Source organism: Microbacterium sp. LWH13-1.2 (assembly GCF_038397735.1).
GTDB lineage: Bacteria > Actinomycetota > Actinomycetes > Actinomycetales > Microbacteriaceae > Microbacterium.
Genome location: NZ_CP151635.1, coordinates 2,162,728 through 2,184,978, shown reverse-complemented (window position 1 = coordinate 2,184,978; position 22,251 = coordinate 2,162,728). Strand labels below are relative to the sequence as shown.

The following is a 22,251-nucleotide window of genomic DNA, read 5'->3' as shown; positions in this document are numbered from 1 at the left end:
TACACGGGTCGGTGCCGTTAGCATCGAGGAGTGTCAAAGCCCAGCCGAGATCGATTCGACGACGTCCCCCGATCGTCCGGACGCGTCGGAGCGCATCGCGCCGAAGCCCCCGGGATGAACGGCTGGGTCGTCCTGCTCTGGTCCTTCGTGGCCGCACTGGTGCTGATCATCGGCGGCATCTTCGGCTCGCTGGTGGTGATGGGGCGGATCAGCCTCTTCCCCGAGGCCGTCCCGACCGCGACTCCCACGCCGGTGGAGACCGGTGTTGTCGACGTCACGTACTCGGTGATGATCCTGAACGCGTCGCCCGACGCGGGGCTGGACGAGCAGATGCGCGATGTCCTGATCAACAACGGATGGGCGGCCGACGTCGTCTTCGCCAGCGACAGCGCGAGCCAGGACTTCTCGACCACGACCGTGTACTACATCGCAGACGAGGATGAGCTGGCGGCCATCGGACTCGCGAATCTGATCGGCGGGGCGGCCGTCGAGCAGAGCGACTTCTACGCCGATCTGAACGACACCGGGGCGAAGCAGCTCACGGTCGTCATCGGACTCGACCGATCGACGAGCGCACCGGAGACTCCGGCGGAGACGCCCGCCCCGTAGACCGCCGCGCAGTCCCTCCGCACAGCTTGCACTCGAGGGGGTCGAGTGCCAGAATGGCGTTAGCACTCTCTTACTCTGAGTGCTAAACCCAACGTCTACGTCCAGGAGGGACGACAAAACTCATGGCAAAGATCATCGCTTTCGATGAGGAGGCCCGCCGCGGCCTCGAGCGCGGCCTCAACATTCTCGCCGACGCCGTCAAGGTGACGCTCGGCCCGCGCGGTCGCAACGTCGTGCTGGAGAAGAAGTGGGGCGCTCCCACGATCACGAACGACGGCGTGTCCATCGCCAAGGAGATCGAACTCGACGACCCGTACGAGAAGATCGGTGCGGAACTCGTCAAGGAGGTCGCCAAGAAGACCGACGACGTCGCCGGTGACGGAACCACCACCGCCACGGTGCTCGCTCAGGCACTCGTCCGCGAGGGCCTGCGCAACGTCGCAGCCGGCGCAGACCCCATCTCGCTCAAGCGCGGCATCGAGAAGGCCGTCGCAGCGATCACCGAGGAGCTCCTCGCCAGCGCGAAGGAGATCGACTCCAAGGAGCAGATCGCCGCGACCGCATCGATCTCCGCCGCTGACCCCGCGATCGGCGAGCTCATCGCCGAGGCGATCGACAAGGTCGGCAAGGAGGGCGTCGTCACCGTCGAGGAGTCGCAGACCTTCGGCACCGAGCTCGAGCTCACCGAGGGCATGCGCTTCGACAAGGGCTACCTGAACCCGTACTTCGTGACGGACCCGGAGCGCCAGGAGGCTGTCTTCGAAGACGCCTACATCCTCATCGCGAACCAGAAGATCTCGAACATCAAGGACCTTCTGCCCATCGTCGACAAGGTGATCCAGGACGGCAAGGAGCTCGTCATCATCGCCGAGGACGTCGAGGGCGAGGCTCTCGCGACTCTCGTGCTCAACAAGCTCAAGGGCATCTTCAAGTCGGTCGCCGTCAAGGCCCCCGGCTTCGGAGACCGTCGCAAGGCGCAGCTGCAGGACATCGCGATCCTCACCGGTGGTCAGGTCATCACCGAAGAGGTCGGTCTCAAGCTCGAGAACGCCACGCTCGACCTGCTGGGTCGTGCGCGCAAGGTCATCGTCACCAAGGACGAGACCACGATCGTCGAGGGCGCCGGTGAGGCCGACCAGATCGAGGGTCGCGTCACGCAGATCCGTCGTGAGATCGAGAACACCGACAGCGACTACGACCGTGAGAAGCTCCAGGAGCGTCTCGCCAAGCTCGCCGGTGGCGTCGCCGTCATCAAGGCGGGAGCGGCGACCGAGGTCGAGCTCAAGGAGCGCAAGCACCGCATCGAGGACGCCGTCCGCAACGCGAAGGCGGCCGTCGAGGAGGGCATCGTCCCCGGTGGTGGCGTCGCGCTGATCCAGTCGGGCACGAAGGCTCTCGACGCTCTGTCGCTCTCGGGCGACGAGGCGACCGGTGCGAACATCGTTCGCGTCGCGATCGAGGCTCCGCTCAAGCAGATCGCCCTCAACGCCGGTCTCGAGCCGGGTGTCGTCGCGAACAAGGTCTCCGAGCTTCCCTCGGGCCAGGGCCTCAACGCGGCAACGGGCGAGTACGTCGACATGTTCGCTGCAGGAATCATCGACCCGGCGAAGGTGACCCGCTCGGCGCTGCAGAACGCAGCCTCGATCGCGGCTCTCTTCCTCACCACCGAGGTCGTCGTGGCTGACAAGCCCGAGAAGGCAGCAGCTCCGATGGGTGACCCGTCGGGTGGCATGGACTTCTGATCCATCAGCACTGACAGAAACGCCCCGACCTCTCGGTCGGGGCGTTTCTGCGTTCAGGGCGAATGGACGACAAGTTCAGCGGAACAGGCTCGCCGAGTACTGGTCGGCGTCCGCATACTGGGTCGCCGCACTCCCGAGCGAGTGCCCGATCGATTCGAGCACCTGCTCGACATGCAGCTGCGCTCCGCGCCACTCTTCGGCGCAGGACTGGAACGCGGTCGATGCGGTGCCGACCCAGGACCCCTGCAGCTGGTTGAGCTGCGACATGAGCGTCGCGGACTCGGTCTGCAGGCGCCCCATGGTTGCGAGCGCTGCCGCCTGAGCGGCACCTACGGCTTCGGTGTCTACGGTGATGACGGACATGGAACTCCTCTCGGTTGGTGCTCCGACCATAGGAGAGGGGCGGATGCTGACATCCCGACGCATCCGTACGTCGACCGCTCGCTGTGCAGAACCCGCGAAGGCACGCTCTCGTGCAGTGGCGGTCAGAAGCCGGACGCCAGAAGCCAGAGGCCGGAGGTCAGAGGTCCAGAGGCTCGAGCGGCTGGGTGTCCTCGAGCAGGTGTGCCGGGGTCGCGCGCGACGGCGCGAGGGGGAACGTCACCGTGAACGTCGCGCCGCCACCCGGCGTCTCGGACACCGCGACGCTGCCGTGCAGCGCCCTGACGATCGACGAAACGATCGCGAGTCCGAGGCCGGAACCGCCCGTCTCGCGCGCGCGTGAGGTGTCGGCTCGCCAGAAACGCTCGAAGATCTGCTCGCGAATCTGCAGCGGGATGCCTTCGCCGTGATCGACGATCGAGATGCTCCCCGTGCCTCGGACCCGGTCTGCGTCGACGATGAGCTCGATCGGACTCTCTTCGGGGGAGAACCGGCGAGCATTGCCGAGCAGGTTCGTGACCACCTGTCGCACCTTGTTCTCTTCGCCGAGGACGATCGGCGGGGTGCGAACCGGGATGTCCGCGGCTTCGGTGAAGTCGATGGCGGGCACCTCCGCCGACGAGTTGCGAGGGCGCCTGCGCAGCCGCGCGAGCGTGCCGCGAGAGAGTCCCCTCGGTGCCGGGATCTGTGGGGCCGGGGTGACAGGGTTCGAGCGCGTGGTCACATCGATCAGCGGTGCCTCGACGGTGCGGTCGATCACGGACACGGTGCGAGCCGGTGCGGCCGCGCGCAGATCGAGGGCAGCGTCACGGGCGATCGGGCGGAGGTCGAGAGCTTCGATCTCGGGCTCGCGCTCCTCGTCCAGCCGGGCGAGCGCGAGGAGGTCCTCGACCAGCACGCCCATCCGGATCGCCTCCTTCTCGATGCGCTCCATGGCTCGAGCGGTGTCTTCCTCGCCCTTGATCGCGCCCATCCGATAGAGCTCGGCGTAGCCGCGGACGCTGACGAGCGGTGTGCGCAGCTCGTGGCTGGCATCGCCGATGAAGCGTCGCATGTGCTGCACGGTGCGGTCGCGCTGCGCGAGCGACCCGTCGACGCGATCCAGCATTGTGTTGATCGCGCTGTTCAGTCGGCCGACCTCGGTCGTGGGCTCGAGATCCGTCAGACGCTGGGTGAAGTCGCCGGCGGCGATCGACATGGCGGTGGATTCGACCTGTCCGAGCCTGCGGAAGGTGAGGGTGACGAGTCCTCGGGTCAGCAGGGCCGCGAGGAGGATCGTGACGAGCGCGACGGTGATGTAGATCCCGAAGTACTGGCCGATGATGCGATCGGCGTATTCCAGCGGCATCGCGACGATCTGGATCCGCAAGGATCCGTCGCCCTCGCCCGGTACTCGTGCCACAGCCGCGCGGAAGCTCGTGCCTTTCGTGCCCTCGAGCGTGAACGGGGTGTCCTCGTTGTTCTGCACAGCGAGCGGGGAGTAGGTCGAGGGGAACAGGGGCGCCCCGTTGGCGGAGTTTCCCGTGGTCGTCTGCAGCACGCCCTCCGCGTCGTAGATCGCGACGAAGAAGTCTCTGGGCGAGTCGGTGGGAGTGTAGACGGTCTTGCCGTCCTCGACCGTCACCTCGAAGTACCGATCAGCGAGATCGGCCGACACCAGGGCGGGCAGCTGGGAGTCGATGTTGTCGATGAGCGAGTTGCGAAGGATGGGTACTGTTCCGAGCCCCGCGGCCAGCAGTCCGAGGGCGAGAACGGCGACGGTGACACCCGTCACCTTCGCGCGCAGGCTGATCGATCGCCACCAGCGGGTGATCGCGTCAGGCTTGTGCGCCATGCGGACCTCCCGGGATACGGATGCTGTGCGGCGTCAGCGGACGTCGGTGAGCCGGACTACTTGCCGACCTTGAGCATGTAGCCGAAGCCGCGCTTCGTCTGGATCACGGACTCTTCGGTGTGCGGGTCGATCTTGCGGCGGAGGTACGAGATGTAGCTCTCGACGATGCCGGCGTCGCCGTTGAAGTCGTACTCCCAGACGTGGTCGAGGATCTGGGCTTTGGACAGCACCCGGTTCGGGTTGAGCATCAGGTAGCGCAGCAGCTTGAACTCGGTCGGGCTCAGCTCGATCGATTCCTTGCCGACGTGCACGTCGTGGGTGTCCTGGTCCATCGACAGCTCACCGGCCCGGATGATCGACTCCTCGTCGGCCTGCATCGTGCGCCGCAGGATCGCCTGGGCGCGCGCGACGATCTCGTCGAGGCTGAACGGCTTGGTGACGTAGTCGTCGCCGCCCGCATTGAGACCCTCGATCTTGTCGTCGGTGCCGTCCTTCGCCGTGAGGAACAGGATCGGAGCGGTGAACCCGGCGCCGCGCAGACGCTTGGTGACGCTGAAGCCGTTCATGTCGGGGAGCATGACATCGAGGATGATGAGGTCCGGTTCTTCCTCCAGCACGGCCGAGATGGTGGCGGCGCCGTTGGCGACCGTCTTCACCTGGAACCCGGCGAAGCTGAGACCTGTGGAGAGCAGGTCGCGGATGTTGGGTTCGTCGTCGACGACCAGGATGCGCGCATCAGTCATGACCCCATTATGGTGACTTCGGCCATGGGGATGCTGATTATCCTTCGGAGCGGCGGTTTCGCCCACCGCGTACCCGGCTGCCGAAGCCCCGGCGGAGCGCTCAGGCAGCGATCGCGTCGGCATCCATGATCGTGTAGCTGTAGCCCTGCTCGGCGAGGAACCGCTGGCGGTTCTGCGCGTAGTCCTGGTCGATCGTGTCGCGCGCGACCAGCGTGTAGAAGCTCGCCGTGCGGCCCGACTGCTTGGGGCGGAGGAGCCGGCCGAGTCGCTGCGCCTCCTCCTGGCGTGAGCCGAACGAGCCGGATACCTGGATCGCGACCGATGCCTCGGGGAGATCGATCGAGAAGTTCGCGACCTTCGACACGACGAGCAGCGAGATCTCTCCCTCGCGGAAGGCGCGGTACAGCTCCTCGCGCTCGTCGATGGGGGTGGAGCCGGTGATCTGCGGCGCATTCAGCGACTGCGACAGCGAGTCGAGCTGGTCGAGGTACTGTCCGATCACGAGGATCCGCTCGTCCTTGTGCTTCGCGATGAGCTCGCGCACGGCGTCGATCTTCGCCGGGGCGGATGCAGCGAGACGGTAGCGCTCGTCGTCGGTCGCCGCGGCGTACTCGAGCCGGTCGTCCGGCGGCAGATCGACCCGTACCTCGTAGCAGACGGCGGGGGAGATGAAGCCCTGAGCCTCGATCTGCTTCCAGGGCGCATCGAAGCGCTTGGGGCCGATCAGGCTGAACACGTCGCCCTCGCGGCCGTCCTCGCGGACGAGGGTGGCCGTGAGGCCGATCCGTCGCCGCGCCTGCAGGTCGGCGGTCAGCTTGAAGACGGGAGCCGGGAGCAGGTGCACCTCGTCGTACACGATGAGGCCCCAGTCGAGGGCATCCAGCAGGGCCAGGTGGGCGTACTCGCCCTTCCGCTTCGCCGTGAGGATCTGGTAGGTCGCGATCGTGACCGGCTTGACCTCCTTGGCCTGACCGGAGTACTCGCCGATCTCCTCGGGGGTGAGGCTCGTGCGCTTCAGCAGCTCGTCGCGCCACTGGCGTGCGGAGACGGTGTTGGTCACGAGGATCAGAGTGGTCGTCTTCGTCGCCGCCATCGCGCCGGCGCCCACGATCGTCTTGCCCGCGCCGCAGGGCAGCACCACGACGCCGGATCCGTCCTTCGAGAACGCGTCGACGGCATCCTGCTGGTACGGGCGGATCGCCCACCCGTCCTCGGCCAGCTCGATCTCGTGAGGGGTGCCCGGCGTGTATCCGGCGAGGTCCTCGGCGGGCCAGCCGATCTTGAGCAGCTCCTGCTTGATCTGGCCGCGCGCCCAGGCGTCGACGACGAACGTGTCGGGCGCCGGGTGGCCGATCAGCAGCGGCTGGATGCGCTTGTTGTTCGCGACCTGGGCGAGCACGGCCGGATCGGTGGAGCGCAGGATCAGGGTGCCCTCGTCGTCGCGCTCGATCACGAGTCGCCCGTAGCGGTTGACGGTCTCGCGCAGGTCGACGGCGACCGACGGGGGCACGGGGAACCGCGACCAGCGGTCGAGCGTCTCGAGCATGTCCTCGGCGGTGTGCCCGGCGGCGCGCGCGTTCCACAGGCCGAGGCGGGTGATCCGGTAGGTGTGGATGTGCTCGGGCGCGCGCTCGAGCTCGGCGAAGATCGCCAACTCGTGGCGGGCGCTCTCGGCGTCCGCGTGGGCGACTTCGAGCAGCACGGTGCGATCGCTCTGGACGATCAGGGGGCCATCAGACATAGCTGTCCAGTTTACTGCGCGATCACGGTGGCGGCGCGGATGCTCGACACCGGAAGTGTGCGCTCGACGTCTGCCGCGCGATCTCGTCCGCGCAGGCGTCCGCCGCCGAGCCCTGTCGCCTCGAGGATCAGCTCCCGCGTCGATCCGTCGGGCATTCCCACGCTGACGCGAAGCACCGCCTTCGCCCGCACCGCGGCTTCGAGCTCGCGATCGAGCCACGCAGCATCCGCATCCGGGCCCTGATGCGAGCGGAGGGCGGCGATGAGAGGCGCGTAATCGGCGGCGCTCTGGGGCGCGGCGCGGACCACCGGGTTGCGCTCGCCGGTGATCGCGGTGCCGTCCTCGGCGACGAGCGTCGCGGGATAGCGCGCATCCGTCAGCGCCCAGTACACGGTGTCGCGTCCGACCCTCGTCGAGAGCGCGGCGACGTGCTTCGTCAGCGCGAGCGACCGCAGTCCCTGGTCGACCGCCATCGCCTCGATCAGATGCGGGTCGCTGCTCTCGATGCGGGTGCGTCCGGTCTCGGAGTCGGTGGACACCCGGACCAGGCCATGTCTCTGGGAGGTCTGTGAGACGAGGTACCGCAGCGGCTGCGGGATGCCGGTGAGCGACAGCGACTCGAGGAACTCGAGGATCGATTCTTCGCTCTCGCCGGCGACGAGAGCATGGGCGATCGACTCGGGAGTGAAACGGTAGGTGGATGCCTGCGCCGCGGATTCACGGACGGCGATCGTGCGCAGACGCACGTCGAGTGCAGGGGCGAGCGGGCCGGGGGAGATCGCGCTCAGATCGTTCTGCAGGAAGATCCGATCGACCTCGCTCGGCAGCAGGTTCGTGAGTGGGGCGGACTCGATGCTCCCACCCTGCCGCAGCGATGCGGCCCATGCGGGTTCGCTGCCGTCGTCGGTGATCAGACCGAGCAGCCGCGCGCGCTCGAGAAGCGCCTCGCCGTGTTCGGCCCAGGTCGGATCCCAGGGGTGTGCCTGCGACCAGGCGGCCGTGGGGAGCCACCCGCCGTCGTCCGTGCGCACTCCGCGGGGAAGAGCGTCGCGGAACCCGGTCACCAGAGTGCTCCATCGGTCGGCCACGGACGACCTCAACCACTCCTCTGCGCGTCCCGTCGTGCGCAGGCGCCGGCCGTCGGGTGCGACCAGATCGGAGTCATCGGCGATGGCGATGAGGGCATCGACGGATTCAGCCGCGATACCGGATTCAGCCAGCAGACGCTTCTCGCCGGCGCTGACCGTGCCCCCGGTGAGCAGAGCGAAGGGCTTCTCCCGTGCGAGGAGCAGCAGATCGGCGATCGCAGCCACGGTCGTGAACGCGCGCTCTGCCGCGTGAGCCGTGTCGGCCTCGCTCGCTGCCTGTGGAGGGGAGACATCGAACGGCGTCGGTACGGCGCGGTCGGCGAGAGCATCGATCACGGGAGGGAAGGGTGAGCCGTCAGGCCCAAGAAGCGCGAGGCTCTCGAGGGTCGCACGCTTCGGCGTCCCCTCGGCGGAGGCCTCGACAGCGGCAGCGACGAGCGCCGTCGCCTCGTCGTGCGTGAGAGCGGGAAGGATGCGGGCGAGAGACCCCGGGTCGAGCAGTGCCTCAGCCGCGTCGAAGAAATCCTGCCACCCGGCATCCGGGCGCACTCGCCGAGCCGAGAAGAGCGAGGACAGCTGCTCGTCGCTCGCCGCAGACAGCCATTCGGCCAGCGGTCGGGCGTGCGTGCTCATGCCGGATCTTTCAGGGCCGCGATGCCGCGCGCCCCTTGCGGATGAAGCTCATGATCAGGAGCGCGATGATCATCACGAATGCCACGGGAAGGCCCCAATAGGGGATGGCGGCGATGAACGGCCAGACGCCCGCACCGAAGTCCTCCTGCTCCATACCGACGGCGGTGCCGATGATGATCGCGAAGAAGCAGATGATGGATGCCGCGGCGAGTCCGAGTGCCGAGAACGCCAGAATGCGATCGATACGGCGAACGGGAACCTCAGGTTCGGGACTCTTGGTACTCATCGCCCTCAGCCTACTCGCTGCGACGCCCCGCGGTTCCGCACGCCGACCTACGGATTACTCGGGCGTCGACCGGTAGGCTGGATCGGACGCACCGACGTGCGTCCGATCCAGCTCCACACCGACTCAGCGAGGTTTCTCCCATGCCCACCGGCAAGGTCAGGTTCTACGACGAAGACAAGGGTTTCGGCTTCATCGCCACAGATGACGGCCAGGACGTCTTCCTGCATGCCTCAGCCATGCCCGCAGGCGCCGCTGTGAAGGCGGGTGCACGCGTGGAGTTCGGTGTCGCCGACGGCAAGCGCGGTCTGCAGGCACTCTCGGTGCGCGTGCTCGATGCGCCCCCGAGCCTCGCGAAGGCGAAGCGCAAGCCGGCCGACGACATGGCGATCATCGTCGAGGACCTCGTGAAGCTCCTCGACGGCATGGGCGGCGACCTCCGTCGCGGCCGATACCCCTCCTCCGCTCAGGGTCGCAAGATCGCGGCAGTACTGCGCAAGGTAGCTGATGACCTCGAAGCCTGAAGTCGATCAGCGTCTGATCGACGCCCATGATCTCGCGCTCGCCGCGTTGCACGAGATCACTCCGGCGTCGACCGTCGGCCCCGCTGCCGACTACCTCCCTGAGGACGACGGGTCTGTGTCGCTGCGCTTCGAGAACCGCCTCCCCGGGTACCCGGGATGGTTCTGGACCGTCACGGTCGCCCGCGTCGACGACGAGGAGCCGACGGTCCTCGAGATCGAGCTGCTTCCCGGCGACGGTGCGCTGCTCGCTCCCGAGTGGGTGCCGTGGGCCGAGCGTCTCGCCGAGTACCGCGCTCACCAGGTGGAGCTCGCCGAGCAGGCCGCCGCGGCTGCCGCTGACGACGCGGTCGTGGGCGATGCCGACGACGCGGAGTCCGACGAGGACGACGAGCTCGACGAGGACCTCGAAGAGGACGAGGATCTCGACGACGACGACGACGACGACGACGATGACGACGATGACGACGACGATGATGACGAGCTCGACGAGGATGACCTCGCCGCGGAGCCGCGCGTGCTGCATGCGGGCGACCTCGACGGAGTCGACATCGACGAGCTCGACGACTCCGTCGTCGATGACGCGGACGACGCGGACGACGAGGACCTCGACGACGATTCCGCGGACGAGGATGAAGACGCGGACGGCGAATCCGACATCGACGACGACTCCGACGACGAGGAATGACCAGCGATCGACAGAGGTGGGAATCAGAAGAGGGGCCGCGTGAGAACGCGGCCCCTCTTCTGTTGACGTCCCGGTGTCAGGAGCCGGTGTTCGCGAGCACGTAGTCGAGCGCACGCGTCAGCTGGCGCACGTCGTCGGGCTCGATCGAGACGAAGGTCGCGACGCGCAGTTGGTTGCGGCCGAGCTTGCGATAGGGCTCGGTGTCGACGATGCCGTTGGCGCGCAGGGTCTTGGCGACGGCTGCGGCGTCGACGCTGTCGTCGAAATCGATCGTGACGACCACGGGGGAGCGGTGCGCGGCATCGGTCACGAACGGGGTGGCGACGGCGGACGCCGCAGCCCAGTCGTAGAGGATGCCGGAGGACTCCGCCGTGCGAGCGCCCGCCCATGCGAGCCCGCCGTTCGACAGGATCCAGCTCAGCTGGCTGTCGAGCAGGTGGAGGGTCGTGAGGGCCGGAGTGTTCAGCGTCTGGTTGAGACGCGAGTTGTCGACGGCGTTCTTCAGGCTGAGGAACTCGGGGATGTACCGGTCGGAGGCGGCGATGCGCTCGATGCGGTCGATCGCGGCGGGCGACACGGCCGCGAACCAGAGGCCCCCGTCGGATCCGAGGTTCTTCTGGGGCGCGAAGTAGTAGACGTCGGCCTGCGCGGCGTCGAAGTCGATGCCGGCTGCGGCACTGGTCGCGTCGATGACCGTCAGCGCGCCATCGGCGACGACGCGCTCGATGGGAGCCGCGACACCGGTGGAGGTCTCGTTGTGCGGCCAGGCGTAGACGTCGACGCCGTCGACGATCTCGGCCGCGATGCGCGAGCCAGGCTCGGACTTGCGCACGTCGGGTGCCTCGAGCCACGGAGCGGCGGCAGCGGCGGCGAACTTGCCGCCGAACTCGCCGAACACGAGGTTCTGGCTGCGCCGTTCGATCAGCCCGAATGCCGCGGCATCCCAGAACGCCGTGGATCCGCCGTTGCCGACGATGATCTCGTAGCCCTCGGGAAGGCGGAAGAGGGCGGCGAGCTGCTCGCGGACGCTGCCGACCAGGTTCTTGACCGGAGCCTGTCGGTGCGAGGTGCCGAGCAGAGTCGGCCCTGCGGCGAGCAGCGCATCGAGCTGCTCGGTGCGCACCTTCGAGGGACCGCAGCCGAAGCGGCCGTCAGCGGGCAGGAGGTCACGGGGAATCTCGATCGCCATGCGTCGATTCTACGGCGTGACCCTCCGGTCGCTTCACCGCGTGACGCCCTGATGTCCGCGCGGGAATGTAGGCTTGCCTAAGAAGACCCGGAGGGCCACATGACGGACTTGATCGACACCACGGAGATGTACCTCCGCACCATCCTCGAACTCGAGGAGGAGAACATCGTGCCGCTGCGTGCACGCATCTCCGAGCGCCTCGGCCACTCGGGTCCCACGGTCTCGCAGACTGTCGGGCGGATGGAGCGGGACGGCCTCGTCGTCGTCTCCGAAGACCGCACACTCGAGCTGACCGACGCCGGTCGACGCAAGGCCGTCGACGTCATGCGCAAGCACCGACTCGCCGAGCGCCTGCTGTCCGACGTCATCGGTCTCGACTGGGCGTACGTGCACGAAGAGGCATGCCGCTGGGAGCACGTCATGAGCGAGCAGGTCGAGCGTCGACTCGTCGAGCTGCTGGGCCACCCGACCGAGTCGCCGTACGGCAATCCGATCCCCGGCCTCGACCAGCTGGGCGACACCCCTGCGCGTACCTTCGACGAGGGCGTCATCGGTCTCGTGCAGAAGCTGAATGCCGCCGGCGCTCCGATCGAGGGCACCGTCCGCCGCCTCGCCGAGCCCGCTCAGGTCGACCCGGAGCTGCTCGAACAGCTTCGCGACGCAGGAGTGGTGCCCGGTGCCAAGGGCGACTACCGCTTCAACGAGGGCTACGTGCTGATCCAGATGGAGGGCAAGGAAGACGGGCTCGAACTTCCCGTAGAACTCGCTTCGCACATCTTCCTCGTGGGCGAGCCCGCCTGAATCCGAGCCGAGCTTCATGGGGAGATCGACCCCGAGAACCGCGTGATTCCGCCTCTCCGAGGATTGCCAGGTTCACAGGGTGACAGGATCGTTATCTTCCGGTAACCTCGGACAGGTCGTCGAAGAAGCCCGCTGACGACACCCGAGAGGATTCGCCTTCCAGGCTCGTCGCCCTCCCGGTCAAATCGCACAACGTACCCGAGCTACATGGTGCCCCGAGAGCAGAGTGCCGACGAGCCAGCGCTACCCGAGCGTGCAGGCGCAGGAGGATCAGGTTTTGGCAAAAGACATCGAATCGCCCGCGAAGACAACTGAAGATCGAACAGTCGCCCGCCGCTCCCGCGGCAGGGTCGACGCACGCAAGGTCGTGAAGCCCCTGCGTTCGGTCGCCATCTTCGGGGCCGTCGGTGCTCTCGTCGCCGCCGTCGCTCTTCCTGCCTACGCTGCGACGAAGCCCTCTGAGGCGACCGCGACAGTGCAGCAGCTCGCAGCAGTCGACGCACAGTCGCTCGTCGTCGCCTCCGATGCGACGGCCGCATCGCTCAGCCGTGGCACGTTCACCGCCACGACCCCTGACGAGATCGAGAAGAAGAAGGCGGAAGAGGCCGCAGCCGCGCGTGCTGCCGCAGCCGCCTCCGTCTCGACGGCATCGTCCAGCAGCTTCAACATCGGCAACTACGCTCTGGTCTCGCCCGGCTCGGGCGAGGTGCGTTACCCGCTTCCGCAGGGGTCGTACAGCGTCAGCCGCACCGTCGGCGGAGCCCACCAGGGTGCCGACATGCTGGCTCCGGCCGGAACCCCGATCTACGCGGCAGCCGCCGGTGTCGTCCGCGCCTCCGCTGAGAGCATCGGCGGATACGGCGTGTGCGTCATGCTCGACAGCGTCGTCGGTGGCCAGCGAGTGCAGACCACCTACGGTCACATGATCTACGGTTCGCGTCAGGTCCAGGCCGGCGAGACCGTGGCCGCCGGGCAGCTCATCGGCTTCGTCGGCAGCACCGGACGCTCGACCGCGAACCACCTCCACTTCGAGGTGCACGTCAACGGCGGGCTCATGGAGCCGATCGCCTGGCTCGCCGCCAACGCCGGCTGAGCACGGTCACCCGACGCACTCCTGTTCGGACACGCCTTCAGGCGTTCACCCGCCGTTTGGCCTTCGAGCACTCCCGATGGGTTAGCCTGAACCCGTTGTCGCATAGTCGGGAGAAGCTGATGGAGCGAATACCGAACATCCGAACCATGGATGCCCTCGGTCGTCACGTCCTTCTGCATCGTCCGCAGGGACGCCACGGTCTTGCCGTGCGCATGAGGCGCTGTCTGTAGACAGCGCCTTTTTTGCATCCCCGCGAACGCTTCCGCCCTGTGCGGCTTCGTGTGAGTCGAGAGTGCCGGGAAGCCGTCCCGGCGGATCGAGAGGATGACGATGCGCACACTTGTACTGAACGCAGGATACGAACCGCTCGCGATCGTGTCGTTCAAGAGAGCCCTGGTCCTGGTCATGAATGACAAGGCGACCGTGGTCGAACACATCGAGGACGACCCCGTCTGGGGCAGCCACGGAGTCTACGATCGCCCCGCCGTCATCGTCCTCTCGCGCTACGTCCGTATCCCGATCAGCCGGCGGGTGCCTGTGACCCGGCGGGGAGTGCTGCGTCGCGACAACCATCGCTGCGGATACTGCGGCAAAGCGGCCTCGACCATCGACCATGTGATGCCCCGTTCACGCGGGGGAGCGGACTCCTGGGAGAACCTGGTCGCCTGCTGCCTTCGCTGCAACAACACCAAGAGCGACCGCACACCGCAGGAGATGAGGTGGGAGCTGCGGTTCGCGCCTCGGCCGCCGCACGGCACCGCCTGGACTGTCCGCGGCATCGAACGCAGCGATCCTCGGTGGGAGCCGTACCTGGCACTCGCGGCATGATCGGGGAGCGAGGGTTCCTCTAGAATGGAAGCCTCGCCCCCGTAGCTCAGCAGGATAGAGCAGCCCTCTCCTAAAGGGCAGGTCGCTGGTTCGAATCCAGTCGAGGGCACCCCATCAGTCCCGGCCGCGACGCCACAGCTTCGACGGCCACCAGATGACTCGACCCAGGTCGTAGGCGAGAGCCGGCACCAGCAGCGAGCGCACCACGAACGTGTCGAGCAGCACGCCGAACGCGACGATGAACGCGAGCTGCACGAGGAACAGGATCGGGATCACCGAGAGCGCAGCGAACGTCGCCGCAAGAACCAGCCCGGCCGATGTGATGACGCCGCCCGTGATCGACAGGCCCCGGAGCACCCCCTCACGGGTTCCATGCTCGAGCGATTCCTCCCGCACCCTGGTCATCAGGAAGATGTTGTAGTCGATGCCCAGCGCCACGAGGAACACGAATCCGTAGAGCGGAACCGCGGGGTCGGCGCCCGGGAAGTCGAACACGCCGTTGAAGACCAGTGCCGAGACGCCCATCGCCGTGCCGAATGACAGCACGGTCGTGAGGATCAGCAGCACCGGTGCAAGGATCGACCGCAGCAGCAGCATCAGGATGAGCATGATGACGACCAGGATCACCGGGATGATCAGGTTGCGATCATGAATGGATGCGTCGTTCGTGTCGATGGCCGTCGCCGTGACTCCACCGACGAGAGCGTCGAGGTCGTCGAGCTGAGTGCGCAGGTCCCGAACGGTCGCGGCCGCCGCGTCGGAGTCGGCCGCGTCCGTCAGCGTTCCCTGCAACAGCACCTCGCCGTCGACGACGGTGGGCTCAGCGGCAGCTGTTCCCGGAGGGCCGACCGCTTCCAGTCCGTCCGCGGTGACCGTGGCCGAACCGCTCGGCGAATCGGCTGCCGTGACCGTCACCCCGTCGATCCCGTCGTCGGCGAGGAGCACATCGGCCGCATCCTGCAGCTGCTCCTCCGCGACCACGACGTACACCGGGCTGCCGGAGCCGCCGGGGAAGTGCTCGCCGAGCGCGACCTGACCGTCCCGGGCCTCGGACGCGCCGAGCACCAGATCGGACTGCGGAACGCCGACGGCGTTGAGCTGCAGCACACCCGCGGCACCCGCCAGCAGCACCAGCGTCGTGACGACCCAGATGATGCGAGGGCGCTTCGTGATCAGATGCGCCAGTCGTGCCCACAGGCCGGTCTTGCGCATACCGTGCTCTTCGGCCACGACCTCCGGCTCGAACTTCGGGCGCCGGGGCCAGAAGACCGCACGTCCGAACAGCAGCAGCAGTGCCGGCAGCAGGGTGAGCGCCGCGAGCATCGCGAACACGATGCCGATCGCGGCCACCGGGCCGAGCGTGCTGTTCGACTTGAGGTCGCTGAGCAGCAGGCACAGGAGCCCTGCGATCACGGTTCCGCCGGAGGCCACGATCGGCTCGAACGAGCCCTTCCAGGCGGCCAGCACGGCAGTGCCCTTGTCCTGTGCGATGCGCAGCTCTTCTCGGAACCTCGCGACGAACAGAAGGGCGTAGTCGGTGGCGGCTCCGATCACCAGGATGAACAGGATGCCCTGCGTCTGGCCGCTGAGCAGCAGCACCTCGAATTTGGCCAACCACCACACGACCAGCAGCGCCACGCACAGGGCGAACAGACTGGTCGAGAGCACGACGATCGGCAGCAGCAAGGAACGGTAGACCAGCACGAGGATGACGAGGACGGCCAGGAGGGCGACACCGAGCAGCAGGCCGTCGATACCGGCGAAGCCGGCGACGAGGTCGGCGCTGAAGCCGGCAGGTCCCGTGATGTAGACGGTGACGCCATCGGGAGCGGCGTCGCGGAGCTGCGCACCCAGCGCCTCGATCGCGTCTGCCAGCTCTGCGTCGCCCTCGATCGGAATGAACGCCTGGATCGCCTTGCCGTCCTCCGAGGTGAGCGCGGGTGACACGTCCTCGCTCACACCTTCCACGGAGGGGGCGTCCGCGACGGCATCCGAGATGGTCTGGATGTCGGACTCCGAGAGCTCGCCATCGGCGACGAAGACGGCGATGGCAGGGATCGCGTCGCTGTCGTTGAACTCCCCGAGGAGCTTCTGCACCTGCGTGGCGTCAGCAGACTCGGGCAGGTAGCTGGTCTGGTCGTTCGACGACACCTCGTCGACCTTGCCGAACAGCGGACCGCCGAGTCCTGCGCCCACCAACCAGACGAGGATCAGGACCACGGGGATGAGGACGCGGACCCAGGAGTGTCGACGCGTGCGTTCGCGGGTCGGCGGAGTGGGCGCGTGCTCAGGGCTGGACATCGGGTTCCTCTCGGGACGTGCAGGTGGGGGAGTGACGCAGGGTGATCAGGAGATCCAGGCGAGGATGAGGATCATCGTCGCGAGGAAGCCGGCGAAGTAGTTGAGTGCGATGAAGCGTCGCCAGGCGCGGTTCGTGCCGCCCGACGTCTCATCGGTGACGTTCCACCAGGGGGCGGCGTTCACGATGTAGGGCACGGCGAGCAGAGCGCCCAGCGGCCCCGGCCAGGTGGTGAACAGCATGGCCGCCCCGGCGAGGGTCCACAGAGCGATCGACAGCCGCACTGTGGCTCGTGCGCCGATGACCGTGGCGATCGAGCCGATGCCGCCCTCGCGGTCGGGGCCGATGTCCTGCACCGCGCCGAACGCGTGAGCGGCCATGCCCCACAGGAAGAAGGCGACGAGGACGATGACCGCGGTGGGGGTGATGGTCCCGGTGGCGAGGGTGAGACCGACGATCGCCGGCGTCACGAAATGCAGGCTCGAGGTCGTCGAGTCCAGGAACGGACGCTCTTTGAACCGAAGCCCGGGTGCCGAGTACGCGATCACGGCGAAGACGCTGATCGCCAGCCAGACCCACGACGCCGGGTTGCCGACGACGACGAGGTAGACGAGGAACGGGATGTTCGTCGCCGCCGCAGCCCACAGGGTGGCGCGGTGGATGCGGGGCGAGAGGAGTGCGCCCTCGATGCCTCCCTTGCGCGGGTTGGCGAGGTCGGAGGCGTAGTCGAAGACGTCGTTGATGCCGTACATCGCGAGGTTGTACGGAACGACGAAGTAGAGGGTGCCGATGATCAGCGTGAGATCGATCTCGCGTGTGCTGAGCAGGTAGGCGGCCGCGAACGGGAAGGCGGTGTTGATCCAGCTGATGGGGCGCGACGACAGGACGATCTGTGCGAAGTCGCGGCCGACGGATCCGCGGGCGGCGGGCGCGGTCATGAGGCGTCCTCGGCGGTTGCTCGTCGGTCGGCCTTCACGCGGCGGGCGCGGAGCGCGGCCCACAGGGCGGGCAGGAGGATGGCGCCTGCGATCGGATAGGCGAAGTCCTCGAGCGGGGCGAGACCGACGTGCACACCGAGGAGGTGCTCGGGAGAGTAGTGGAAGAGTCCTGTCGCGATCATCACGGTGTCGAAGACGGCGGTGAGGATGACGAGCACCGCGATGGTCACCGCGACCGCGCCCGCGTGGGCTCGATGCCGCCCGGCGAGGATCGAGAGCACTATGGCCGCCACGATCGACGCGCCGACGAACCACGCCGAGAGCTGCAGGTACGTCATGAGAGCTCCTCCACGGCGGAGCGGCGGCGGATGCTCGACAGGATGCGCACTGCGCCGGTGTAGACGATCATGGTGCACACCACGAGGAAGAGCAGGAACACCGGCTCCTCGATCGGGAGCTCGGGTGCGAGCACGATACCGGTCGCCACGGCGGCCTCACCGCGGAAGAAGATCCCCCCGGCGATCCCGGCGACATCCCAGATCAGGAAGAAGGCGAGTCCCGTCACCGTCACGACGGATGCTGAGACCGCGTCGCGCCAGAAGAACAGCCGGAAGCGCCGGTCGAGCAGAAGCATGCAGCCGAGGGTCGCGAGGAGGAGCGCCAGGTACACGAACCCCATCACGCGGTTCCGCTCTTCGCAGGGGCGGCGGTCGAGACGTCGAGAGGTCCGGACGAATGATCGCCGCGGATCCGCTTGAGCACGATCTCGGCGCTGATGAGGCACATCGGCACGCCGACGCCCGGTGCGGTGGTGGCGCCCGCGTAGTAGAGCCCCGAGACCCGGCGCGAGGCGTTCTGCGCGCGGAACATCGCACTCTGCGACAGGATGTGCGCGGGGCCCAGCATGCCGCCCCGCCACGAGTTGTAGTCGTCGCGGAAGTCCGCAGGGCCCTTCGTCTCGCGGACGACGATGCGTTCGCGGAGGTCGGGGATACCCGCCCACTGCGAGATCTGGTCGATCGCGTCGTCGGCAGCCTGCTCGATGCGTGCGGAGCCTGCGCCGTCGGATCCGCCGCCGCCGAGATCGGTGTCGGCGGGGACGGGGACCAGCACGAAGAGGTTCTCATGCCCCTCCGGCGCGACCGTGTCGTCGGTCGCGCTCGGGCGACACACGTAGGTCGACGCGGGCGAGGGGACCACGGGCTGATCGCCGAAGATGGCGTCGAAGTTGGCATCCCAGTCCTCGGTGAAGAACAGGGAGTGGTGGGGGAGCTCGGGGAGGGAGCCTCGGATGCCGAGCATCACCAGCACGGCACCGGGCCCGCTCGTGCGTCGCTGCCACCACGAGTCGGGGTAGGTGCGCAGGTGCGGCGGGAGCAGTGCCGTCTCGGTGTGGTGCAGGTCGGCTCCGGAGACCACGATGTCGGCGTCCGCGCGGCGCGCGGTTCCCTCGGCGTCGCGCCATTCGACGCCGGTCACGGATGCCGCGCCGGAGCGGATGCCGGTGCTGATCGCGGTGACGTCGGCATTCAGCACGATCCGCACGCCCGCGCCCTCTGCCAACTCGGCGATGCGCTCGACGACCCGCCAGAAGCCGCCCTGCGGATAGCTGACGCCCTCGTCGAGATCGAGTGCGCTCATGAGGTGGTACATCGCGGGCGCCGTACGCGGGTCGGTGCCCAGGAAGACGGCCGGGTACCCCAGCAGCTGCCGGATCATCGGATCGCGGAAGCGTCGTGCGGCGAACGACTGCAGGCGCGTGCCGAGCAGCGTGAACAGTCGGGGGAGGGCTCGCAGCACCTCGGGCGTCATCAGCCCGCGCAGCCGGGTGAACGGGTTGTAGAGGAAGTACCGCTCGGCCATGACGCGGGCATCGTGCGCCGAATCGAGGTATGCGTCCAGCGCCTTCGCGGCGCCGGGCTCGCGTGACTCGAACAGCCGCGACACCTCCGCGCGCCCCGAGGGCACGGTGACGGACGGCGCCGGGCTGCCGTCAGCGCCCGGTGCCTGGAAGACGCGGTAACCGGGGTCGAGGAGCGTCAGATCGAGCTGCTCCTCGGTCGAGGTGCCCATCATCGCGAAGAAGTGGTCGAAGACCTCGGGCATCAGGTACCACGACGGGCCCGAGTCGAAGCGGAAACCCTCGCGCTCGATGGTGCCCGCACGCCCTCCGACTCTGCTGTTCTTCTCGTAGACGGTCACGTCGTGGCCGTCGCGCGCGAGGAGCCCGGCGACGGCGAGGCCGGCGACGCCCGCGCCGATGACGGCGACCCGGCTCATCGGTCACGCTCCACGGACGTCACCAGCACGGATCGCGCGGCGAGCAGGGCTTTGACGGGATCGGGCACGCGGACCCTCCGCTCGTAGAGGGTGGCCGCGGGCGTCTTCGCCACACGTCGGGTCAGCGATTCGAAGAGGGCCTGCGCACTGCGCACGGCAGCGCGCGCGTCTTTCGGCAGAAGAGGGATCGAGCGCCGGGCATCGTCGAGCTGGGTCGAGATCGTGCGCACCCACGCATCTCGGTCCGCATCGCTGAGGCGTCCCGATTCGCCCAGATACCCTCGCTGCAGTCGATCGGTGTCGTCGGCGAGGTCGCGGAGGAAGTTGACGTTCTGAAAGGCCGCGCCGAGCTGTCGGGCTCCGTGCTCGAGGATCTCGCGCTCCTTCTCGGTGCGGGTCTCGTCGCGCAGGAACACCCGGAGGCACATCAACCCCACCACTTCGGCGGAGCCGTAGACGTAGCGCTCGTGCGCCTCCGCGTCGTAGGCGGTGAAGTCCGTGGCATCAGCGATGTCGGCGCCCATCGAGTCGAAGAATGGCTGGGTGAGGTCCTCGCCGATGCCGCACTCCCGAGCGGTCCGTGCGAACGCGTGCAGGACGAGGTCGGTGCTGTAGCCGACTCGGATCGCACGATGGGTCTCGGCGACGTACGAGGCGAGAGCCTCGGTCTGGGCAGAGGCGTCGAGGCCGGCCTGAGCGGCGACGCCGTCGACGATCTCGTCGGCGATTCGGACCATCGCGTAGATGTTCCGCACGTGCTGCCGGTGTCTCTGACCGAGCAGCCGCGTGGCCAGCCCGAACGACGTGGAGTAGGTGCGGATCACTTCCGTGGACGCGGTGTCGGCGGCTCGACTGAACCGCCCCAGGCTCTCCTCCGGGGCGTCGTTCGTCGGCGGGGTCATGACTGGCGGCCCTCGAGACGGGAGGCGGAGACCAGGATCGACCGCGCCGCATCCGCGCTGATCTCCCCGGCCAGTTCCGCCTGCGCGAGCAGTGCGTAGACGGCATCCAGCTGGTCGCCGATCAGGCCGACCACGAATCGCTCGGCGCCGCATTCGCGGAGTCTTTCGCGGATCTCCGCGGCATCGTGCAGGCTCAGCTCGGCCGACCCGAAGTGCGGTTCGATGCGGGGCCAGGCGCTCGTCGACCGGGCGAATGCGATGATCGCCGTCTCCTTGCCCTCGCGCAGATCCGAGAATGCGTCCTTGCCGTGCGTGCGGTGGTCGCCGAACACGCACAGGAGGTCGTCCTGCAATTGATACGCCAAGCCCAGGTGGCGTCCGACCGCCTGCAGAGTCTCCTCCGCTGACACGGGGGATCCTGCCAGCAGCGCGGCCGCCCGCAACGGAAGGGAGAAGGAGTAGGTCGCCGTCTTGTACACGCTCATGGTGAGCACGGTGTCGACGTCCGAGGCGATGATGCCGTGGCTGAGGGCGACGTCGGTGTGCTCGCCTGCGACGGTCTCGAGGATCGTCTGCTCGACCAGATCGAGGAGGCGCCCTCGAGCGTGCGCGGGCACATCAGCACGGGCGAACCCCATGATCGCCGCAGAGAGCAGCAGGTCGCCCATGAGGATCGCGCTGGACCTCGCCCAGTGCAGCGAGTCCTCCTCCGTCGAACCCGGGCTGGCCGCAGCGAGCTCGCCGATCAGGTTGGGCCGCTTGCGTCGCGTCAGGTCTCCGTCGATCACGTCGTCGTGCAGGAGGAAGGCGTAGTGCAGCAGCTCGATGTGCGTGGCGATGTCCACAGCGGCGATGCTCGGCTCGGCGCCCATGCCGGGGGCGAGTGCCCGGTGGATGTCGAGGAGCAGTCGCGGGCGCACGAGCTTTCCGCCGAGAGCATGGTCCGCCGTCGCCCGCCAGAGCGCGGCGAACTCCGCGCCGTACGTCTCCGCGTTCTCGCAGTGCACTGCGAAGCGCTGGCGCAGCACCTCTTCGACCCGGGTGCTCATCTCTTCTCGGATCGCCGTGGATGCCACGGTCATACCGCCCCGAGCTCGCGCAGCCGGGGAAGCTGCTCCACCAGCCAGGGGCTGAAAGCGAAGGGGGCGGCGGTGACGGCATCGGCGAATTCGGCCGGGTCGACCCAGGCCCACTCGGACACCTCGTCGGGGTCAGGGGAGAGCGGCCCGTCCGCGACGGCGACGTGCACAGGGCAGATCTCGTTCTCGACGATCCCGCTCGCATCCACGGCGCGGTATCGGTAGTCGGGGATCGCGAGCGAGACTTCCGCGATGCGGAGGCCGAGCTCGTCGAGCGCGCGGCGATGAACGGCGTCGGTCATGTCCTCGCCGGGGCGAGGGTGGCCGCAGAAGCTGTTCGTCCAGACGCCCGGCCACGTGCGCTTCGCGAGGGCCCGACGCGTCACCAGCAGAAGACCGTCTCTGTTGAGCACGTGGCAGGAGAAGGCCAGGTGCAGGGGAGTGTCCGTCGTGTGCACCGCGTCTTTCGCGATCACCCCGATCGCGACGCCATCCGGAGAAAGGAGGGTGACCTCATCCAACGGGAACCTCCTCGATTTCGCTAGCTTAGCTAATAATCAACATAACATGAATCCAATG

22 protein-coding genes and 1 tRNA gene are annotated in these 22,251 nt (G+C 67.8%); 8 read left to right on the top strand and 15 right to left on the bottom strand.

All coding sequences use genetic code 11. The features are described from left to right. Positions 1–30: 30 nt before the first annotated feature. Together MRBLWH13_RS10430 and groL are read left to right on the top strand one after the other, a co-directional pair. Positions 31–609 (top strand): LytR C-terminal domain-containing protein, encoded by a 579-nt coding sequence (locus MRBLWH13_RS10430; RefSeq protein WP_235560776.1) that lies wholly within the window; start codon positions 31–33, stop codon positions 607–609. A gap of 122 nt (positions 610–731) precedes the next feature. Further along, positions 732–2,351: a chaperonin GroEL gene (groL, locus tag MRBLWH13_RS10425; protein WP_056513751.1), complete on the top strand. Its 1,620-nt coding sequence runs from the start codon at positions 732–734 to the stop codon at positions 2,349–2,351. Positions 2,352–2,426: 75 nt separating this feature from the next. Here the strand turns inward: groL and MRBLWH13_RS10420 are convergent, their stop codons facing one another. The 6 genes from MRBLWH13_RS10420 to MRBLWH13_RS10395 all read right to left on the bottom strand — a co-directional run bounded on the left by MRBLWH13_RS10420 (position 2,427) and on the right by MRBLWH13_RS10395 (position 9,057). Then, complete coding sequence (locus MRBLWH13_RS10420; RefSeq protein ID WP_056312559.1) at positions 2,427–2,714, bottom strand: WXG100 family type VII secretion target; 288 nt, start codon at positions 2,712–2,714, stop codon at positions 2,427–2,429. Positions 2,715–2,871: 157 nt separating this feature from the next. Next, positions 2,872–4,566, bottom strand: a complete 1,695-nt coding sequence (locus tag MRBLWH13_RS10415; RefSeq protein WP_341954937.1) for a HAMP domain-containing sensor histidine kinase — start codon at positions 4,564–4,566, stop codon at positions 2,872–2,874. A 56-nt stretch (positions 4,567–4,622) separates the two neighbouring features. Further along, entirely contained in the window at positions 4,623–5,309 is a 687-nt protein-coding gene (locus MRBLWH13_RS10410; RefSeq protein ID WP_042539813.1) for a response regulator transcription factor, read from the bottom strand. 100 nt (positions 5,310–5,409) lie between these two features. Next, complete coding sequence (locus MRBLWH13_RS10405; protein ID WP_341954932.1) at positions 5,410–7,050, bottom strand: DNA repair helicase XPB; 1,641 nt, start codon at positions 7,048–7,050, stop codon at positions 5,410–5,412. Positions 7,051–7,061: 11 nt separating this feature from the next. Then, on the bottom strand, positions 7,062–8,771 hold the full coding sequence (locus MRBLWH13_RS10400) for a helicase-associated domain-containing protein (protein ID WP_341954930.1): 1,710 nt from the start codon (positions 8,769–8,771) through the stop codon (positions 7,062–7,064). 10 nt (positions 8,772–8,781) lie between these two features. Then, on the bottom strand, positions 8,782–9,057 hold the full coding sequence (locus tag MRBLWH13_RS10395) for a multidrug ABC transporter ATPase (protein WP_341954928.1): 276 nt from the start codon (positions 9,055–9,057) through the stop codon (positions 8,782–8,784). Positions 9,058–9,197: 140 nt separating this feature from the next. Here MRBLWH13_RS10395 and MRBLWH13_RS10390 point away from each other — a divergent pair, with 140 nt between their 5' ends. Both MRBLWH13_RS10390 and MRBLWH13_RS10385 read left to right on the top strand, forming a co-directional pair. Next, positions 9,198–9,578, top strand: coding sequence for a cold shock domain-containing protein (locus tag MRBLWH13_RS10390; protein WP_056312551.1), 381 nt, complete (start codon positions 9,198–9,200; stop codon positions 9,576–9,578). Next, positions 9,562–10,263 (top strand): DUF3027 domain-containing protein, encoded by a 702-nt coding sequence (locus MRBLWH13_RS10385; RefSeq protein ID WP_341954924.1) that lies wholly within the window; start codon positions 9,562–9,564, stop codon positions 10,261–10,263. Before MRBLWH13_RS10390 ends, MRBLWH13_RS10385 begins: the two co-directional genes overlap by 17 nt. A 76-nt stretch (positions 10,264–10,339) precedes the next feature. Here the strand turns inward: MRBLWH13_RS10385 and serC are convergent, their stop codons facing one another. Continuing rightward, positions 10,340–11,452, bottom strand: a complete 1,113-nt coding sequence (gene serC / locus MRBLWH13_RS10380) for a phosphoserine transaminase (RefSeq protein WP_341954922.1) — start codon at positions 11,450–11,452, stop codon at positions 10,340–10,342. Positions 11,453–11,551: 99 nt separating this feature from the next. Here serC and MRBLWH13_RS10375 point away from each other — a divergent pair, with 99 nt between their 5' ends. The 4 genes from MRBLWH13_RS10375 to MRBLWH13_RS10360 all read left to right on the top strand — a co-directional run bounded on the left by MRBLWH13_RS10375 (position 11,552) and on the right by MRBLWH13_RS10360 (position 14,283). Further along, positions 11,552–12,253, top strand: coding sequence for a metal-dependent transcriptional regulator (locus tag MRBLWH13_RS10375; protein WP_056312544.1), 702 nt, complete (start codon positions 11,552–11,554; stop codon positions 12,251–12,253). Between the two features lie 277 nt (positions 12,254–12,530). Continuing rightward, positions 12,531–13,346: a M23 family metallopeptidase gene (locus MRBLWH13_RS10370; RefSeq protein WP_341954918.1), complete on the top strand. Its 816-nt coding sequence runs from the start codon at positions 12,531–12,533 to the stop codon at positions 13,344–13,346. Between the two features lie 330 nt (positions 13,347–13,676). After that, the gene (locus MRBLWH13_RS10365; RefSeq protein ID WP_056514881.1) at positions 13,677–14,174 is read left to right on the top strand and encodes an HNH endonuclease; all 498 of its coding nucleotides are present in this window, start codon (positions 13,677–13,679) and stop codon (positions 14,172–14,174) included. Positions 14,175–14,209: 35 nt separating this feature from the next. Continuing rightward, positions 14,210–14,283: transfer RNA gene (locus MRBLWH13_RS10360), tRNA-Arg, on the top strand. Positions 14,284–14,288: 5 nt separating this feature from the next. On the opposite strand, the gene MRBLWH13_RS10355 is transcribed toward MRBLWH13_RS10360, so the two are convergent. The 8 genes from MRBLWH13_RS10355 to idi are packed head-to-tail and all read right to left on the bottom strand — an operon-like array spanning position 14,289 to position 22,193. Further along, positions 14,289–16,475 carry an MMPL family transporter gene (locus tag MRBLWH13_RS10355; RefSeq protein WP_341954915.1) on the bottom strand — a complete coding sequence of 729 codons (2,187 nt, stop codon included), beginning with the start codon at positions 16,473–16,475 and terminating at the stop codon, positions 14,289–14,291. 45 nt (positions 16,476–16,520) lie between these two features. Further along, entirely contained in the window at positions 16,521–17,411 is an 891-nt protein-coding gene (locus MRBLWH13_RS10350) for a prenyltransferase (protein ID WP_341954913.1), read from the bottom strand. Then, positions 17,408–17,749: a lycopene cyclase domain-containing protein gene (locus MRBLWH13_RS10345; protein ID WP_341954911.1), complete on the bottom strand. Its 342-nt coding sequence runs from the start codon at positions 17,747–17,749 to the stop codon at positions 17,408–17,410. Before MRBLWH13_RS10345 ends, MRBLWH13_RS10350 begins: the two co-directional genes overlap by 4 nt. After that, a complete protein-coding gene (locus tag MRBLWH13_RS10340) occupies positions 17,746–18,090 on the bottom strand; it encodes a lycopene cyclase domain-containing protein (RefSeq protein WP_341954909.1) in 345 nt (114 codons plus the stop codon). Before MRBLWH13_RS10340 ends, MRBLWH13_RS10345 begins: the two co-directional genes overlap by 4 nt. Beyond that, entirely contained in the window at positions 18,090–19,691 is a 1,602-nt protein-coding gene (gene crtI / locus MRBLWH13_RS10335; RefSeq protein ID WP_341954907.1) for a phytoene desaturase family protein, read from the bottom strand. Before crtI ends, MRBLWH13_RS10340 begins: the two co-directional genes overlap by 1 nt. Beyond that, entirely contained in the window at positions 19,688–20,593 is a 906-nt protein-coding gene (locus MRBLWH13_RS10330; protein WP_341954905.1) for a squalene/phytoene synthase family protein, read from the bottom strand. The genes crtI and MRBLWH13_RS10330 overlap by 4 nt, the downstream gene beginning before the upstream one ends. Continuing rightward, on the bottom strand, positions 20,590–21,675 hold the full coding sequence (locus MRBLWH13_RS10325) for a polyprenyl synthetase family protein (RefSeq protein ID WP_341954903.1): 1,086 nt from the start codon (positions 21,673–21,675) through the stop codon (positions 20,590–20,592). Before MRBLWH13_RS10325 ends, MRBLWH13_RS10330 begins: the two co-directional genes overlap by 4 nt. Then, on the bottom strand, positions 21,672–22,193 hold the full coding sequence (gene idi / locus MRBLWH13_RS10320; protein WP_341954900.1) for an isopentenyl-diphosphate Delta-isomerase: 522 nt from the start codon (positions 22,191–22,193) through the stop codon (positions 21,672–21,674). Before idi ends, MRBLWH13_RS10325 begins: the two co-directional genes overlap by 4 nt. Positions 22,194–22,251 lie beyond the last annotated feature (58 nt).

What these genes read in the sequence shown, in the direction of transcription:
- groL (WP_056513751.1), top strand. Translation starts at nt 732, where the DNA reads ATGGCAAAGATCATCGCTTTCGATGAGGAGGCCCGCCGCGGCCTCGAG.
- MRBLWH13_RS10420 (WP_056312559.1), bottom strand. Translation starts at nt 2,714, where the DNA reads ATGTCCGTCATCACCGTAGACACCGAAGCCGTAGGTGCCGCTCAGGCG.
- MRBLWH13_RS10415 (WP_341954937.1), bottom strand. Translation starts at nt 4,566, where the DNA reads ATGGCGCACAAGCCTGACGCGATCACCCGCTGGTGGCGATCGATCAGC.
- MRBLWH13_RS10410 (WP_042539813.1), bottom strand. Translation starts at nt 5,309, where the DNA reads ATGACTGATGCGCGCATCCTGGTCGTCGACGACGAACCCAACATCCGC.
- MRBLWH13_RS10405 (WP_341954932.1), bottom strand. Translation starts at nt 7,050, where the DNA reads ATGTCTGATGGCCCCCTGATCGTCCAGAGCGATCGCACCGTGCTGCTC.
- MRBLWH13_RS10400 (WP_341954930.1), bottom strand. Translation starts at nt 8,771, where the DNA reads ATGAGCACGCACGCCCGACCGCTGGCCGAATGGCTGTCTGCGGCGAGC.
- MRBLWH13_RS10395 (WP_341954928.1), bottom strand. Translation starts at nt 9,057, where the DNA reads ATGAGTACCAAGAGTCCCGAACCTGAGGTTCCCGTTCGCCGTATCGAT.
- MRBLWH13_RS10390 (WP_056312551.1), top strand. Translation starts at nt 9,198, where the DNA reads ATGCCCACCGGCAAGGTCAGGTTCTACGACGAAGACAAGGGTTTCGGC.
- MRBLWH13_RS10385 (WP_341954924.1), top strand. Translation starts at nt 9,562, where the DNA reads ATGACCTCGAAGCCTGAAGTCGATCAGCGTCTGATCGACGCCCATGAT.
- serC (WP_341954922.1), bottom strand. Translation starts at nt 11,452, where the DNA reads ATGGCGATCGAGATTCCCCGTGACCTCCTGCCCGCTGACGGCCGCTTC.
- MRBLWH13_RS10375 (WP_056312544.1), top strand. Translation starts at nt 11,552, where the DNA reads ATGACGGACTTGATCGACACCACGGAGATGTACCTCCGCACCATCCTC.
- MRBLWH13_RS10365 (WP_056514881.1), top strand. Translation starts at nt 13,677, where the DNA reads ATGCGCACACTTGTACTGAACGCAGGATACGAACCGCTCGCGATCGTG.
- MRBLWH13_RS10355 (WP_341954915.1), bottom strand. Translation starts at nt 16,475, where the DNA reads ATGTCCAGCCCTGAGCACGCGCCCACTCCGCCGACCCGCGAACGCACG.
- MRBLWH13_RS10350 (WP_341954913.1), bottom strand. Translation starts at nt 17,411, where the DNA reads ATGACCGCGCCCGCCGCCCGCGGATCCGTCGGCCGCGACTTCGCACAG.
- MRBLWH13_RS10345 (WP_341954911.1), bottom strand. Translation starts at nt 17,749, where the DNA reads ATGACGTACCTGCAGCTCTCGGCGTGGTTCGTCGGCGCGTCGATCGTG.
- MRBLWH13_RS10340 (WP_341954909.1), bottom strand. Translation starts at nt 18,090, where the DNA reads ATGGGGTTCGTGTACCTGGCGCTCCTCCTCGCGACCCTCGGCTGCATG.
- crtI (WP_341954907.1), bottom strand. Translation starts at nt 19,691, where the DNA reads ATGAGCCGGGTCGCCGTCATCGGCGCGGGCGTCGCCGGCCTCGCCGTC.
- MRBLWH13_RS10330 (WP_341954905.1), bottom strand. Translation starts at nt 20,593, where the DNA reads ATGACCCCGCCGACGAACGACGCCCCGGAGGAGAGCCTGGGGCGGTTC.
- MRBLWH13_RS10325 (WP_341954903.1), bottom strand. Translation starts at nt 21,675, where the DNA reads ATGACCGTGGCATCCACGGCGATCCGAGAAGAGATGAGCACCCGGGTC.